Here is a 14,905-nt window from a genome sequence, read left to right as displayed (position 1 = left end):
GGGGCGGTTGTGCGGTGCAGCAGGGGCGAGGTCAAGCACTGCGGCAGTGTCACGGGATGACAGGCCTCGCCCACGGGAGCATAAGGAGCCTATGAGCAAGACGTATGACCTGATCCTGAAGAATGGTACCGTGGTGTCGCCCGGAGGCGAAGAGCGCGTGGATGTGGCGATCAATGGCGAGAAGATCGTCGCGATCGGCAAATTCGACGCCTCGCAAGCGGGCGAAGTCTATGACGCGACCGGCCTGCACATATTGCCGGGCGTGATCGACAGCCAGGTTCACTTCCGCGAGCCGGGGTTGGAATACAAGGCCGACTTGGAAACCGAGGCGCGCTCGGCGGCGCTGGGCGGGGTGACCGCCGTGTTCGAAATGCCGAACACCAATCCGTCGACAATCACGCCTGCCGCGCTGACCGACAAGCTGAACCGCGCCAGGGGCCGCATGGATGTCGACCACGCCTTCTATGCAGGCGCGACCAATGACAATCCGCACCTGCTGGCCGAGATGGAGCAGATGCAGGGCTGTTGCGGCGTGAAAGTGTTCATGGGCGCCTCGACCGGCGACCTGCTGGTCAAGGATGATGAGGGCGTCGAAGCCGTGCTGCGCGCGATCAAGCGCCGGGCGGCGTTCCATTCGGAAGACGAATACCGCCTCGAAGAGCGCCGTTCTCTGGCCGTTCCGGGTGACTGGCAGAGCCATATCGTGGTGCGCGACGTGGAAGCGGCCGTCAGCTCGACGCGGCGCCTGCTGCGGCTGGCGCGCAAGACCGGCAAGCGCATCCATGTGCTGCATATCTCGACGGCGGAAGAGATGGAGCTGCTGCGCGATGCCAAGGATGTGGCGTCAGTCGAAGTGCTGCCGAACCACCTGACCTTGGCAGCGCCCGATTGCTATGAGCGGCTGAAGGGCTTTGCCCAGCAGAACCCGCCGGTGCGCGAACAGCGCCATCAGGATGCGCTCTGGCGCGCGCTCAATGCGGGCATCGTCGATGTGCTGGCGACCGACCACGCGCCGCACACACGCGAAGAGAAAGAGCGGCCTTATCCCGCGTCGCCTTCGGGCATGCCGGGCGTGCAGACGTTCGTGCCGCTGATGTTGACGCATGTGGCCAATGGCAAGCTGAGCCTGCGCCGGTTTGTCGAGCTGACGAGCGCCGGGCCGCAGCGCGTGTTCGGCATCGCCAACAAGGGCCGCATCGCCGAAGGCTATGACGCCGACTTCACCGTCGTCGATCTGAAGCGCAAGGAAACCATCACGAATGAATGGGCCAAGGCCAAATGCGGCTGGACCCCCTATGACGGCATGGAAGCCACCGGCTGGCCCGTGGCGACAATCATCCGTGGCAATTTCGTGATGCGCGACGGCGAGATCACGCAAAAGGGCGGCGGCAAGCCCGTCCGCTTCAACGAGACGCTGGAGCCTGCGGGTTGATCCCACCGAGCGACCTTCTTGAGCCGCTCAAGACGCGCTACGCAGAGCCGCAGCGCCACTATCATACATGGGCGCATATCGAAGCTTTGCTGCGTCACTTCGGGCGACTGAAGCCGCACCTCAATCGGCCTGAGGCCGTGCTCTGGGCGCTCTACTGGCATGATGCGATCTATGACCCGATGGCCAAGGACAATGAGGACGAGAGCGCCGACCTGCTGCAGGCGGAGGCGGGCACACATCTTGCGCCGGATGACCTTGCGCTTGCGGACAAGATCATCCGGGCGACGGCTAAGCATGTCGTTCCGGAAGGACTGAGCCCGGAGGACGAAAGCGATCTCTGCTTCTTCCTCGACATGGACCTTTCGATCCTCGCGGCGCGCCCGGACGTGTTCGACCAGTATGAGCGCGACGTACGCGCGGAATATGCTGCTGTTCCGGACATGGCGTTTCGGGCCGGACGGTCGATGATCCTGCAAGGCTTCCTGAAGCGGGACCGACTCTATTTCACCGATACGTGCCGTGCGGAGTGGGAAGAGGCGGCGCGCGCGAATCTCGCACGGTCGGTGGCGGCGCTTGAGGCATCCCTATGAGTGATCGCAAGGGGCTGAACCGGCAGCTGTTCTGGCTGTACGAGGGGCATGGAACGTGGCCGTTCGTTTTCCGCTGGGCGATGCTGATCTTCGACATGGTCACGATCGTCTACTTCCTGTGGGCGCCATTTGAAGCGCGGGGGCGGACGCATTTCATTGTCGATTACCTGATTGGCGGGGTGATCCTGCTCGACCTGCTGGCCCGGCTCTATATCGCGCGGCACAAGCATCTCTTTTTCATGAAATGGATCAACTGGGCGGACATGATTGTCGTGGTGACCATGTTTGCGCCGCTGCTGGTATCGAACTTTGCGTTCCTGCGGGTGCTGCGGGCGGTGCGTGCGGTGCGGGCTTTCACATTCGTGAAGCGCATCCGGGTGCTGACGCCTTTCTTCCAGCGGCACGAGCGGATTATCGACAAGGTGACGAACCTTGTCGTGTTCGTGTTCATCACGGCGGCTTTGGTCTATGCGCTGCAGGTGGGGCGTCCGGGCTCCGACGTGCACACCTATATCGACGCGCTTTATTTCACGGTGACCAGCCTGACCACGACGGGCTATGGCGATGTCATTCTCGAGGGGCAGCTGGGCCGCTTTGTGGCCATTCTCGTGATGGTGCTGGGCCTTTCCATGTTCCTGCAATTGCTGCGGGCGATCATCGAGCCGAGTGACAAGGTGGAATGCGAATGCGAGGATTGCGGCCTGTTGCTGCATGACCGCGACGCCGTTCACTGCAAGCATTGCGGGCGCGTGATGCATATCGATACAAGAGGGCAAGTATGAGTACGTCTGGCATTCCGTTCCGCGAAGTTCCCTACCTGCCGCTGAAGCTGGACGTGGACCGCCGGCCGGACGGCACGATCTACCTGAACAATGGCCAGCCCCTGAAGGCGCACCCCCCGCACTTGCTGGCGCCGCTGGTGAAATGGGCCGCCGAAGCGCCCGAGCGGATCTGGCTGGCCGAGCGCGTGCCGGAAGATCCGGCCTCCGATGGCTGGCGCGAGATGACCTATGGCGACGGGCTGGAGCGGGTGCGCCGCCTGGCACAGGCCTTCATCGAGGCAGGCGCTGGGCCCGATGCGCCGGTGATGATCCTGGCGTCGAACTCCATCGACAATGCGCTGATCATGTATGCCGCCATGTGGGCGGGCAGCCCTGTTGTGCCGGTGACGCCGGCCTATGCGCTGCTCAGCGAAGACTTCGCGCGCCTGAAATATATCGACCAGCTGACCGAGCCGAAGATCATCTATGTCGAGGATGGCGCGGCCTACCAGCGCGGGCTTGATGGCATGGGCGTGGGCGACCGGCTGGTGATCTATAGCCGCCGCGAGCCGAAGGGATGCGACTGCGTCAGCATTGGCCGCTTCGCCAAGGAGCCGACGCAGGCGGTGGATGACGCGTATGACGCGCTGGCGCCGGACACGGTCGCGAAATACATGCTGACGTCCGGTTCGACCGGCGAGCCGAAAGCGGTGATCAACCTGCACGGCATGGTGGCGGCGAACGCCAAGATGATCCGGTCTGTATGGGACGAGGGGCGCCTCGACGCGATCTGCGGCGGGCCGCAGGTGATGTGCAACTTCCTGCCGTGGAGCCACACCTATGGCGCCCATTCCATCCTGCACAATATGCTGGACTGGGGCGGCACGCTCTATATCGACAATGGCGCGCCGACGCCTGCGCGCCTGCCGGAAATGATACGCAGCCTGACCGAAATTGCCACGACGCAGCACACGACCGTGCCCGCCGCCTGGGCGGCGCTGGCAACGGAGCTGGAGCGCAATGACGCGCTGGCTGAGACCTTCTTCAAGCGGCTCGTGTCGATGGCCTATGGCGGTGCAGCCATGGGGCAGGATATCTATGAGCGCATCCAGGCGGTGGCCGTGCGCGTGACCGGCGAGCGCATTTCGCTGTCGGCTGGCTATGGCGCGACGGAGACATCGCCGACCGCCTCGAACGTGCACTGGCCGAATGATGTTATGGGCCTGATCGGCCTGCCTCTGCCGGGCAATACGTTCAAGCTGGTGCCGAATGCGCAGAAGCTGGAATTGCGCGTGAAGGGCGTGAACGTGACGCCGGGCTATTTCCGCAATGCCGAGCGCACGCTTGAGGCGTTTGACGATGAGGGCTTCTATCGGCTTGGCGACGCGGTGCGCTTTGTCGATCCGGACCATCCTGAAAAGGGCCTCGCCTTTGACGGGCGCACGGCAGAGGAATTCAAGCTGGCGAGCGGGACATGGGTGTCAGCCGGCACGGTGCGCGTGCAGGCCGTGGCAGCCACCGGCGGCGCGCTGTCTGACGCCGTGGTGTGCGGCCTGAACGAGGATGCGATCTGCTTGCTGGGCTTCCTCAACGAGGCCTGGTGCCAGCGCTTTGTCGGCGAAGCGTTGCCGCTGGCCGAGCTGGCGCATCATCCCAAAGTCATCGCGGCGGTGAAGGAAGGCCTTCAGGCCTATAATGCCAAGAACCCGAAACCGTCGGCCCGGATTGCGCGCGTTTTGCTGCAGGAAACGCCGCCGCAAACTGATGCGGGCGAGATTACCGAAAAGGGCTACATGAACCAGTCGCGGACGCTGGACTTGCGAAAAGCCGATGTTTCGAAGCTGTATTCGCATTCTCTATTTGAGGGCGTAATAGATATAGGCGCCTGAAGACAGAAAATCGGTTATTTTCCTCTTCGGAGGCCGTCTTTTCTGTCGCAATTCATTTCATCTATACTTAGGCTGAGGCTGGAGCCGCTCGTCCACCCTTTGCGCGGCTCCAGCCAGATCCCCTTTGGCTGCGGGCGGGTCGCAAGACTACCAGGCTAACGCCAAGTCTGTCCGGTAGATTGCGGCCCGTCCCGCTTTGACCCCTCCCGCGAACACGCTAAACACATGCGCAAACACACAAGGGACGGATACGAATATGGCGAGTGAACCTGAACGCAACATGACTGGTGCGGAAGCCCTCGTCTCGACCCTGGCCGACCATGGCGTGAGCGCCTGTTTTGCCAATCCCGGCACATCGGAAATGCACCTCGTGACGGCGCTGGACCATGAGCCGCGCATCAACTCGGTGCTGTGCCTGTTCGAGGGCGTGGCGACGGGCGCAGCCGATGGTTATGCGCGGGTGTCGGGTGGCCCGGCGATGACGTTGCTGCACCTCGGTGCGGGTTACCTGAATGGCGGCGCGAACATCCATAATGCGCGCCGCGCGTGGACGCCGATGGTCAATGTGATCGGCGACCATGCCGTGCCACACCAGCGCTATGACGCGCCGCTCGCGTCCGACATTCGCGGCATGGCGGGGCCGAACGCTGTCTGGATAAAATCGGCTGATACGGCGGCGTCGGCAGGTGAGCTGGCAGCGGAAGCGTGGGAGGCGAGTCTCTCGCCGATCTCCGGTCCAGCGGCGCTGATCCTGCCGGCGGATACGGCCTGGCTGGAAGGCGGCAAGCCCGGCAAGAAGCGCGCGCGGCCGTCGCTGCGGGCGCCGGATGCGGCGCGTGTCGAGGCGGCGGCGAAGGCCATCAAGGGCGCGTCGAAACCGATGATCCTGATCAATGGTACGGCGCTGACCGAGGCGGGCCTCGCGACAGCGGCGCGGCTGAAGGCGGCCGGTGTGCGCGTGGTGACAGACACGTTCTTCCCGCGTCAGGCGCGGGGTGCCGGACGGTTCATTCCGGACCGGATGCAGTATTTTGCCGAAGGCGCGATGACCGACCTTGAAGGCTGCGACCTGATGCTGGTGGCGGGCACGCAGGTGCCGGTGGCGTTCTTTGCCTATCCGGGCAAGCCGAGCGTGCTGGTGCCGGAAGGCTGCACGCCGATGATCCTTGGCGGACCGGAGAGCGACAGTGCGGCGATCCTTGAGGCGCTGGCCGATGAACTCGGCGCGAAAGAGGCGGCGCCAATGGCGACGCTGGAGCAGCCGGGCCTGCCGAGCGGCGGGCTGAACGCGGTGGCCATGGGCCAGTCGATTGCGCGGCACATGCCGGAAGGCACGTTTGTGTCGGATGATGCGGTGTCGAACGGCCTGCCGACCTTCCTGATGACGCAAAAGGCCAAGCCGCATGACTGGATGCAGCTGACCGGCGGGGCGATCGGGCAGGGCATGCCGCTGGCGCTCGGCGCGGCTGTGGCGGCGAAGGATCGGAAAGTGCTGTGCCTGACGGGCGACGGTGCGGCCATGTATACCAATCAGGCGCTGTGGAGCATGGCGCGCGAGGGGGCGAATGTGGTGACGGTCGTGTTCGTCAACCATTCCTACCGTATCCTGAATATCGAGCTGGCGCGCACCGGCGCGGGCAATCCCGGGCCGACAGCGAAGAGCATGCTGGAGCTGGACCAGCCGGAGATTGACTGGGTGGCGCTGTCGAAAAGCCTCGGTGTGCCGGCCGTGGCGGTCGATACGGCGGAAGCGTTCGACCAGGCGCTGGAGCGGGCTTTTGCGGCGGAAGGTCCGCAGTTGATCGCAGCGCATGTGCCTGCCCGATAAGGCATGCGTAGTGCTATTGAATGATGTGGTTAATGGGGCCACATGGGAATCATGAGCACTTATCCATCTTCCGAATATGAACGCGACCACCTGATCCCGCAGAGGCCCGGCGTCGGCCAAATGGCTGGCCGCGTGGCGGTTGGCGCAACACGCAGTACGTTCAAGTTCGTCGCTTTTATCCTTAATTTCTTCGTTCCGGGACTGGGCACGATCTTTGTCGGCCGTATCGGAACAGCGATCATTCAGCTGATGCTGATCCCGGTGGGCGTGATTCTCATTCCGTTCAGCGGCTTCGGCTTCCTCGTCCTGATCGCCAACTGGGTCTGGTCGCTCACCACGGTTGTGCAGGCCTGGCGCCATCCCGGCGTGATTTACGTGCGCGAGCGTTCGCGCCGCTAGGGTTTTCCCTCTGTTAAGATTCCTCCGTTAGCTGTCTAAAGTGGCTGATAGAGGAGACGGGCCATGGAAGACATGAGCTGGGGCGTGATCGCCGCGATTGCCGTGGTGGCGATTGTTGTGCTGTCGATCATCTATAATTTTGCCAAGGGGCGCATCCATGCAAGCGGCAATGCGCCTATTACGGCGTCACCTCCCGATTCCCAGACTGCACCTGATCCTGTGACGGCAGCCATGCTGATGTCGAAAATCGTGACAGCTGCCAACACGCAGAACGCCTTCGACGATTATATCAAGGACCATACGCGCGATCAGCTGGATGACGTTCCGGTCTATACCGTTGCCCACATCATTACGGCGTCCATCCCCTCCCGATCCCGGAAGAAATGGCTGAGCGCCGTGGCGGCGGCTACTGTGCCGCGCGGGGCCGATCCTGAACTGGTCAACACGGCGGACTATTTTTGGGACGTGAACGAGAAATGGCTGTTCAGCGAGACGGCCTTTGCGGACTTCTGCAATCAGTATCTTATCGCCTACGCGAATGAATGGCCTTCAGCCGTTCACGAACGGATTTTGCTCGCTGGATATACGGCGCTGGCATCGCGTGACTTGGCTGAAGCACCGGATTCGCCTGACATGACGCGGGTTGTTTCCGACTTTATGGCTGGGCTGGATAGCGTCGCGGAGGTCTATTTCGGTGCTGAGGCCGAGCCGACGCGGGCGCGTTTTCAGGCCGAGGCCGAGCGGTTGGCGCCTGCCGTGCGGGCGAACATGGGCTGATCCTGGAGCCTGCGCCAAAAGCCGGACTGGCGGGGCCATCCGGTTTGCCTTGGCAAAAAGGGCGCGGGAGGAAAGCTCCGGGCGCGCGTTGTCAGTCTGTTGGTCAGGTAGGGTAGAAGGTGCGCACCTTCGGCCTGCCATCCCGCGCCAGTCGTGAACGAGCCACACGAGCTGGGAACTCGTGCAGCATGGCCATTATAAGGCCGGGCGGGCACCGGTAGGAGAAGATGGGCTGGATCAACTGTCTGCGTTGAGGTCTTGGAGTGGAGAGAGCGCTCATCCTGAGCGAAGTCGAAGGATAAGCGCGGAGGAGGGCACATGTCGCCCGGCTCGTCCTTCGACTTCGCTTAGGATGAGCCTTTGGGAGACTCAGGCCTCGCCGTCGCCGCCTGCATCACCCTCGAAACCCTGCCTTGGGCGGGCGACGCGGTCGCCGAGGTCTTCGAGGTCGATGAAATTGTCGGCTTCGCGACGCAGCTCGTCGCCGATCATGGGCGGATTGGAGGCGACGGTGGAGACGACCGAGACGCGCACACCCCGGGCTTTCACGGCTTCCACGGCCCGCCGGAAGTCGCCATTGCCGCTGAACAGCACGATATGATCCACATTGGCGGCCATTTCGAGCATGTCGATGGCCAGTTCCACATCCATGCTGCCCCGGACGCGCTTGCGGCCCTCCCGGTCGGTGAACTCACGGGCGGGCTTCTTGATGACATTGTAGCCATTATAGGCGAGCCAATCGACCAGCGGGCGGATGGGGCTGTATTCGTCTGTTTCGACCAAAGCGGTGTAATAATTGGCGCGCAGGAGGCGTCCTTTGCCCTGAAATTCCTTCAAGAGCTTGCGAAAATCGATCTCCAGATCGACCGCGCGGGCCGCAGAATAGAGATTCGCGCCATCAATGAACAGCGCCAGGCGCTCGTCCTTGTAAAAGGCCATTGGCTTAATTCCTAAGGTAATATAGGGTATAGGCTAATAAAAACGCCGAAAATACTTATAGAACTGGCATACTCAGGCTGCGTTTCAGGCGCAAGGCCGGGTTGCGCCAGCTTGTTGCACTGCATATAAGGGTCGGCTTCAAGGAGATTGACTGCCCATGGCCCGCGTGACTGTCGAAGACTGCATCCAGAAAGTGCCGAACCGTTTCGAGCTCGTCCTGCTCGCTGCACATCGTGCCCGCATGATCCGTGAAGGTTCGCCGCTTACGGTGGACCGCGACAATGACAAAGACCCTGTCGTGTCGCTGCGCGAGATCGCTGAAGAGTCTGTCGACCTGAAAGTCGTCAAGGAAGCCATGATTTCCAACCTGCAGGAAGTGCGCCCGAGCGAGGAAAGCGAACGCGAAGCCGACCGTATCGCGCTCATGTCCGGCCCGGCTGCGACCGAAGACGACGTGATGCGTGCCTATCAGGCTGAAATCGAGTCCGGACGCGACGACCGACTCTAGGAGGCTCTATGGACGGCAGCGCCCTTTCCGCTGAGGACAAAGGGGCTGGCGACACGGCTGGCAAAGCCGTTTCGGCTGACGCTCCACTTGCATCTCCACATGTGCTTTCCCGCGAAGAATTGATCGCCAAGGTGCGGGCCTATCACCCGCGCGTGAAATCCGAGCTGCTGGGCGCGGCCTATGACTTCGCCAAGCTGCACCATGGCGAGCAGACGCGCGATTCCGGCGACGCCTATTATTCCCATCCCGTTGAGGTCGCGAGCCTTCTGGCCGATGTGCGCCTCGATGAAGTGACCATCGTGGCAGGCTTGCTGCACGATGTGGTCGAAGACACCGGAATCGACATTGGCGACATTGAAGTGCGCTTCGGCGCCGATGTGGCCGAACTGGTCGATGGCGTGACCAAGCTCGATGCGCTGGAATTCACGTCCAAGGAATCCGCGCAGGCCGAGAACTTCCAGAAATTTATCCTCGCGACGACCAGCGACCTGCGCGTGCTGCTGGTGAAGCTGGCCGACCGGCTGCACAACATGCGCACGCTGCATTACCGCAAGAAGGCAGAAAGCCGCCAGCGCACCGCCCGCGAAACGATGGACATCTATGCGCCGCTGGCCCGCCGTGTGGGCCTCTATACGCTAGCTGCCGAGATGGAAGACCTGGCCTTCCAGGAGCTGAACCCGGAAGCGCGCCGCGCGATCCACTACCGGCAGGAAGAGCTGGCGCGCGAGAATGCCGATGACCTCGACCGGATAGATGGCGATCTGCGCCAGCTGATGGAAATGGCTGGCATCAAGGCCAAGATCAAAGGGCGTCGGAAACAGCCCTATTCGCTGTGGCGGAAACTTGAGCGCAAATCGATCTCGTTCCTGGATGTGGCTGACCTCTTTGCCTTCCGCATCATCGTCGACGAGGTGGAGGAATGCTACCGCGTGCTGGGCGAGGTGCACACGCTGTGGGCGTGCATCCCTGACCGTTTCCGCGATTATATCTCGGTGCCGAAGCCAAACGGCTATGCCTCGCTGCACACGACCGTGCGCGCGGCTGGCAACCGCCGCGTTGAGTTGCAGATCCGCACACGGGCGATGGACCGCACGGCCGAGTTCGGCGTGGCGGCGCACTGGGGCTACAAGAACAAGTCCTATGGCTTCGATGTGGATTCGGCGCGGGCGGCGGGTCTTGATCCGGCGGCCAACCTCGAGGCCTTTGCCGAGCTGATACAGGATGGCGCCGAGCCGAGCGAATTCCTCGAGCATGCGAAGCTGGAAATGTACCGCGAGCACGTGTTCGCGTTCAGCCCCAAGGGCAAGCTGATCATCCTGCCAGCGGGCGCCATGCCGCTGGATTTTGCCTATGCCGTGCACTCGGCCGTGGGCGACACGACAATTGGCGCCAAGATCAATGGCGAGGTGAAGTCGCTGCGCCGGCCGCTGAAGAATGGCGACGTGGTGGAAATTCTGCGCGGCAAGACGCCCGCGCCGGTGATCGGCTGGGAAGCGATGACACTGACGGGCCGTGCGCGGTCTGCCATCCGCAAACTGGTGCGCGAGCGTGACCAGATCGAGTTCCGGCGCCTTGGCGTTGGCCTGATCAATATGGCGCTGCGCCGCGCAGGCATCGACCCGATTGATGTGAAGATGACGCACACGGCCCAGCTCGCCGGATTTGAAAACCGTGAGGAGATGGCCGAAGCCGTCGGGCGCGGACGCGTCTCCTCGGCTGACATTATGGAAGCGGCCTTCCCGGGCTATCGGGCCGAGCGCTTTGACGCCGACAACAAGCTGCGCCTCGACAGCGAGCATGCGCCGCTGCTGGTGTCCGGCACGGACCTGACGCCGGGCGTGACCCTGCACCTCGGCCAGTGCTGCTGCCCGCTGCCGGGTGACCGGATCATGGGTGTGCAGGAGCCCGACGTAGGCCTCGTCGTGCATATCGCGAGCTGTCCGAAACTGGCCGAGTATGACGACCATCCGGAGCTTTGGGTGGACCTGAAATGGACCGAGCTGGCCAAGACCGGCGCGGTGGCCGTGGGGCGTATCCGTATCAATGCCGCGAACGAAAAAGGCGTGCTGGCCAAGCTCTGTACGGCGGTTGCCCAGTCCAATGGCAATATCATCCGGATCGCCACAAGCGAGCGCGGCACCGATTTTACCGAGCTGGTGATGGAGATCGAGGTTGAAGACCTGAAGCGCCTGACGCAGATACTTGCCGCACTGCGATCCCTGGCCGTTGTGGACCGGGCCGTGCGCGACCAGGAGCTAGAATATGACGAATGAAGACGTACTCGCGGTGTTTCGCGAGGCAGGTGCCCTCCTGGAGGGGCATTTTATCCTTTCCTCCGGACGGCGCAGCCCCGTCTTCCTGCAGAAGGCGCTCGTCTTTTCGCAGCCTGACCTGTCGGAAAAGCTGTGCAAGGCGCTGGCGTCTAAGCTGACGGCGGCCTTTGGCAAGATCGACGTGGTGGCCGGGCCGGCCGTTGGCGGCATCATTCCGGGCTATGAACTGGCGCGGCACCTGAAGGCGCGGGCGATCTTTGCCGAGCGCGTGGATGGCAAGCTTCAGTTCCGGCGCGGCTTTTCGATTGCCGAGGGCGAGCGCGTGCTGATCGCTGAGGATATCGTGACGACGGGGCTTTCCTTCCGCGAGACGGTCGAGGCGCTGGACAAGCTGCCGGGCGAAGTCGTCGGCGGGGCGTGCATCATCGACCGTTCCAACGGCAAGGCGGATGTCGGCTGCAAGCTGGTATCGCTGGCGGCGGTGGACTTCCCGGATTATGCGGCAGATGACCTGCCGCCGGAACTCGCCGCGATGGAAGCGGTGAAGCCCGGTTCGCGGGGCCTTGCCTGATGGCGGAGCGGATACGCCTCGGCGTGAATATCGACCATGTGGCAACGATCCGGAATGCGCGCGGTGGCTCGCACCCTGACCCGATGCGCGCGGCACTGATGGCGACGGAAGCGGGCGCCGATGGCATCACGTTGCATCTGCGCGAGGATCGCCGGCATATTCGCGATGGCGACCTGACGGAGATCCGCACGGCCACGGCGCTGCCGATCAATATGGAAATGGCGGCGACCGAGGAAATGCTCGAGATCGCGCTGAAGTTCAAACCGGAAACGGCCATGTTCGTGCCGGAAGAGCGGGCTGAGCTGACGACCGAAGGCGGCCTTGATGCGGCGCGGGGGCACAATCATCTCGCAAACTTTGTCCGCCAGCTGAACAAGAATGGCAGCCGGGTTTCCTTCTTCATCGAGCCGGACATGGTGCAGCTGCATGCCGCCCATGCACTGGGCGTGCAGATCACCGAGTTCCATACGGGTCGCTATGTCGAGCTGGTGCAGGCGGGCGAAGCCAAGCTGGCCGAGCTGGAGCTGGACCGGATCCGCAATTGCGCCGAAGAGGCCCAGCGCATTGGCATCGAGCCGCAGGCCGGGCACGGACTGACGTTTGATACGGTTAAACCGGTCGCGGCCATTCCGCAGATTACCGAGCTGAACATTGGCCACTTCCTTGTCGGCGAGGCGATCTTCATTGGCCTGCCGGCCGCGATTGGTGAGATGCGCCGCCTGATGGATGAGGCGCGCGCATGATCATCGGGATCGGCAACGACCTTTGCAATATCGAGCGGATCGAGAAAACGCTGGCCCGTTTCGGTGAGCGGTTCGAGAAGCGCGTCTTCACCGAGACCGAGATTGCGCTGGCCCGCCGCCGCAAGCTGACCGCCGAGACCTATGCCAAGCGCTTTGCCGCGAAAGAGGCCTGCGCCAAGGCGCTGGGCACCGGCGTGCCGCGCCGGGGCGTGCACTGGCAACATATGGGCGTCGTCAACCTGCCGAGCGGCAAGCCGACCGTGGCGCTGACCGGCGGTGCGGCCGCACGTCTCGCGGCGATGACGCCGGAAGGCCACACCGCCGTCATCCATCTCACCATCACCGATGACCATCCGTGGGCGGAAGCCCAGGTGATTATCGAAGCGCTTCCGGCCGTCTGATGAAAGCCGCCCGTCCCAAACGCACCCGCCTGCGTGCCGCCGCGAAAGCACACGTGCCGAGCCTCTCGGATGCGGACGTGAAGGCGATCCAGGAGCGGATCGGCTATAGTTTCAAGGACCGCGACCTGCTGGTGCGCGCGCTGACCCATCCGAGCGCTGTATCGGCGGCGGACTCTGTTCGTCTGTCGAACCAGCGGCTGGAATTCCTTGGCGACCGCGTTCTGAATCTGACCATTGCCGAACGCCTGATCGAGCGCCGCAAGACCGAGAGTGAGGGCGATCTTGCCCCGCGCCTCAACCGGTTCGTCAGGAAGGGCGCCTGCGCCGAGGCCGTGCGCCATTTCGGCCTGCAGGACTATATTATTCTGTCGGACGGCGAAGTGGCCTCAGGCGGACGCGACCGGGAATCGACCTTGGGCGATGCCTGCGAGGCCATGATTGGCGCGATCTATCAGGATGGCGGCCTCTCTGCCGCGCGCAAATTCATCGAGCGGGGCTGGGCACAGCAATTTGAGTCCGCCCCCGTGGAAACGCGCGATCCGAAGACGCTGTTGCAGGAATGGGCGCAGGGCCAAGGCCTTCCGCTGCCGAAATATAGCGTCGTCAGCCGTTCGGGCCCTGACCACGCCCCTGTTTATGAGATAGAAGTACAAGTGGCGCCCCATGGCGAGGCAATTGCCACCGGATCCTCCAAACGCGACGCCGAGCGCAATGCAGCCGCCTTGCTGCTGAACACCCTGACTGGAACACAATGACTGAAACCGAAATCACCCGCGCAGGTTTTGCCGCCATTATCGGCGCGCCAAATGCGGGCAAGTCCACGCTTACCAACCGCCTCGTCGGCGCCAAGGTCGCCATCGTGACGCACAAGGTGCAGACGACGCGCTTCCCCGTGCGGGGCGTGGCGCAGGTGGGCGACGCGCAGATCGTGCTGGTCGATACGCCGGGCATCTTCGTGGCCAAGCGCCGGCTCGACCGGGCCATGGTGAAAGCGGCCTGGAGCGGCGCGGCGGACGCGGATGCCATCGTGCACCTGATCGACAGTTCTGCCTGGGTGGCCGACAAGGCGGGCAATGCCACCGGCGCGCAGAAGATGTCGATTGCCGACGACCTGCGCGTGATCGAGCAACTGAAGCTGACCGAGAAGCGCGCCTTCTTGGCGCTCAACAAGATCGACCTTTTCCCGCACGATCAGGTTCTCCCCGTGATGGGCGAACTGAATGACACGGGCGTCTACGACGAGATCTTCATGATCTCGGCCGAGAATGGCGATGGCGTGGACCGGCTGTCAGCGGCACTGGCGGATCGCATGCCTGCGGGCACGGCGCTCTATCCGCCAGACCAGACCGCCGACCTGCCGATGCGCCTTCTGGCTGCTGAAGTGACGCGCGAGAAGCTGTTGCTGCGCATGCACCAGGAACTGCCTTACCAGCTGATGGTGGAGACCGAGAGCTGGGAAGAGCGCAAGGACGGGTCTGTCCGTGTACAGCAGGTCATCATTGTCGGGCGCGATGGTCACAAGGCTATGGTGCTGGGCAAGAATGGCGCGTCGATCAAGGAGATCGGCCGCATGGCCCGCAAGGAACTGATGGAGATGCTCGACCGGCCCGTGCACCTGTTCCTGTTCGTGAAAGTGGACGAGAAATGGCAGGAGCGCCGCGACAGCTATTCCGGCATCGGCCTGGAGTTTGATGTCTAGAAGCCCCTCTCCCCAGGGAGAGGGGTTGGGGTGAGGGGACGCCGTGGTGCCCCCGGGAGCATGATTTGATGGATTGCCTGAATGATGCCGCTCGC

General features: G+C 63.1%; 15 protein-coding genes. 14 read left to right on the top strand and 1 reads right to left on the bottom strand.

All coding sequences use genetic code 11. From position 1 onward, the window contains the following. The first annotated feature begins 91 nt into the window (after positions 1-91). From V7651_RS00495 to V7651_RS00465, 7 genes are all read left to right on the top strand, one after another. A complete protein-coding gene (locus tag V7651_RS00495) occupies positions 92-1,432 on the top strand; it encodes a dihydroorotase (protein ID WP_335611852.1) in 1,341 nt (446 codons plus the stop codon). Next, positions 1,429-2,022, top strand: a complete 594-nt coding sequence (locus V7651_RS00490; protein ID WP_335611851.1) for an HD domain-containing protein — start codon at positions 1,429-1,431, stop codon at positions 2,020-2,022. The genes V7651_RS00495 and V7651_RS00490 overlap by 4 nt, the downstream gene beginning before the upstream one ends. After that, a complete protein-coding gene (locus V7651_RS00485; RefSeq protein WP_335611850.1) occupies positions 2,019-2,804 on the top strand; it encodes a potassium channel family protein in 786 nt (261 codons plus the stop codon). Before V7651_RS00490 ends, V7651_RS00485 begins: the two co-directional genes overlap by 4 nt. After that, positions 2,801-4,672: a feruloyl-CoA synthase gene (locus tag V7651_RS00480; protein ID WP_335611849.1), complete on the top strand. Its 1,872-nt coding sequence runs from the start codon at positions 2,801-2,803 to the stop codon at positions 4,670-4,672. The genes V7651_RS00485 and V7651_RS00480 overlap by 4 nt, the downstream gene beginning before the upstream one ends. 280 nt (positions 4,673-4,952) lie before the next feature. Then, positions 4,953-6,500 carry an acetolactate synthase large subunit gene (locus V7651_RS00475; protein WP_418887212.1) on the top strand — a complete coding sequence of 516 codons (1,548 nt, stop codon included), beginning with the start codon at positions 4,953-4,955 and terminating at the stop codon, positions 6,498-6,500. Positions 6,501-6,551: 51 nt separating this feature from the next. Beyond that, on the top strand, positions 6,552-6,899 hold the full coding sequence (locus V7651_RS00470; protein WP_156950361.1) for a hypothetical protein: 348 nt from the start codon (positions 6,552-6,554) through the stop codon (positions 6,897-6,899). A 63-nt stretch (positions 6,900-6,962) separates the two neighbouring features. Next, on the top strand, positions 6,963-7,676 hold the full coding sequence (locus V7651_RS00465; protein WP_335611847.1) for a hypothetical protein: 714 nt from the start codon (positions 6,963-6,965) through the stop codon (positions 7,674-7,676). 369 nt (positions 7,677-8,045) lie between these two features. On the opposite strand, the gene V7651_RS00460 is transcribed toward V7651_RS00465, so the two are convergent. Beyond that, complete coding sequence (locus V7651_RS00460) at positions 8,046-8,615, bottom strand: LabA-like NYN domain-containing protein (protein ID WP_335611846.1); 570 nt, start codon at positions 8,613-8,615, stop codon at positions 8,046-8,048. A 157-nt stretch (positions 8,616-8,772) separates the two neighbouring features. Between V7651_RS00460 and rpoZ the strand changes: the two genes are divergently transcribed. The 7 genes from rpoZ to era are packed head-to-tail and all read left to right on the top strand — an operon-like array spanning position 8,773 to position 14,810. Further along, positions 8,773-9,123, top strand: coding sequence for a DNA-directed RNA polymerase subunit omega (gene rpoZ / locus V7651_RS00455; protein WP_034736985.1), 351 nt, complete (start codon positions 8,773-8,775; stop codon positions 9,121-9,123). An 8-nt stretch (positions 9,124-9,131) separates the two neighbouring features. Beyond that, a complete protein-coding gene (locus V7651_RS00450; protein ID WP_335611845.1) occupies positions 9,132-11,396 on the top strand; it encodes a RelA/SpoT family protein in 2,265 nt (754 codons plus the stop codon). Continuing rightward, entirely contained in the window at positions 11,386-11,967 is a 582-nt protein-coding gene (gene pyrE / locus V7651_RS00445; RefSeq protein WP_035535863.1) for an orotate phosphoribosyltransferase, read from the top strand. Before V7651_RS00450 ends, pyrE begins: the two co-directional genes overlap by 11 nt. Continuing rightward, on the top strand, positions 11,967-12,710 hold the full coding sequence (locus V7651_RS00440; protein ID WP_335611844.1) for a pyridoxine 5'-phosphate synthase: 744 nt from the start codon (positions 11,967-11,969) through the stop codon (positions 12,708-12,710). The genes pyrE and V7651_RS00440 overlap by 1 nt, the downstream gene beginning before the upstream one ends. Then, a complete protein-coding gene (gene acpS / locus V7651_RS00435; protein ID WP_335591893.1) occupies positions 12,707-13,111 on the top strand; it encodes a holo-ACP synthase in 405 nt (134 codons plus the stop codon). Before V7651_RS00440 ends, acpS begins: the two co-directional genes overlap by 4 nt. Further along, entirely contained in the window at positions 13,111-13,866 is a 756-nt protein-coding gene (rnc, locus tag V7651_RS00430) for a ribonuclease III (protein WP_335611843.1), read from the top strand. Before acpS ends, rnc begins: the two co-directional genes overlap by 1 nt. Next, positions 13,863-14,810 carry a GTPase Era gene (gene era / locus V7651_RS00425; protein ID WP_335611842.1) on the top strand — a complete coding sequence of 316 codons (948 nt, stop codon included), beginning with the start codon at positions 13,863-13,865 and terminating at the stop codon, positions 14,808-14,810. Before rnc ends, era begins: the two co-directional genes overlap by 4 nt. Positions 14,811-14,905 lie beyond the last annotated feature (95 nt).

The organism is Hyphomonas oceanitis (genome assembly GCF_036964545.1).
GTDB lineage: Bacteria > Pseudomonadota > Alphaproteobacteria > Caulobacterales > Hyphomonadaceae > Hyphomonas > Hyphomonas oceanitis.
This window is presented reverse-complemented; position numbering and strand designations above follow the sequence as displayed.

Coding starts and splice junctions, on each gene's coding strand:
- V7651_RS00495 (WP_335611852.1), top strand. CDS start 92: ATGAGCAAGACGTATGACCTGATCCTGAAGAATGGTACCGTGGTGTCG.
- V7651_RS00485 (WP_335611850.1), top strand. CDS start 2,019: ATGAGTGATCGCAAGGGGCTGAACCGGCAGCTGTTCTGGCTGTACGAG.
- V7651_RS00480 (WP_335611849.1), top strand. CDS start 2,801: ATGAGTACGTCTGGCATTCCGTTCCGCGAAGTTCCCTACCTGCCGCTG.
- V7651_RS00475 (WP_418887212.1), top strand. CDS start 4,953: ATGACTGGTGCGGAAGCCCTCGTCTCGACCCTGGCCGACCATGGCGTG.
- V7651_RS00470 (WP_156950361.1), top strand. CDS start 6,552: ATGAGCACTTATCCATCTTCCGAATATGAACGCGACCACCTGATCCCG.
- V7651_RS00465 (WP_335611847.1), top strand. CDS start 6,963: ATGGAAGACATGAGCTGGGGCGTGATCGCCGCGATTGCCGTGGTGGCG.
- V7651_RS00460 (WP_335611846.1), bottom strand. CDS start 8,615: ATGGCCTTTTACAAGGACGAGCGCCTGGCGCTGTTCATTGATGGCGCG.
- rpoZ (WP_034736985.1), top strand. CDS start 8,773: ATGGCCCGCGTGACTGTCGAAGACTGCATCCAGAAAGTGCCGAACCGT.
- V7651_RS00450 (WP_335611845.1), top strand. CDS start 9,132: ATGGACGGCAGCGCCCTTTCCGCTGAGGACAAAGGGGCTGGCGACACG.
- pyrE (WP_035535863.1), top strand. CDS start 11,386: ATGACGAATGAAGACGTACTCGCGGTGTTTCGCGAGGCAGGTGCCCTC.
- V7651_RS00440 (WP_335611844.1), top strand. CDS start 11,967: ATGGCGGAGCGGATACGCCTCGGCGTGAATATCGACCATGTGGCAACG.
- acpS (WP_335591893.1), top strand. CDS start 12,707: ATGATCATCGGGATCGGCAACGACCTTTGCAATATCGAGCGGATCGAG.
- rnc (WP_335611843.1), top strand. CDS start 13,111: ATGAAAGCCGCCCGTCCCAAACGCACCCGCCTGCGTGCCGCCGCGAAA.
- era (WP_335611842.1), top strand. CDS start 13,863: ATGACTGAAACCGAAATCACCCGCGCAGGTTTTGCCGCCATTATCGGC.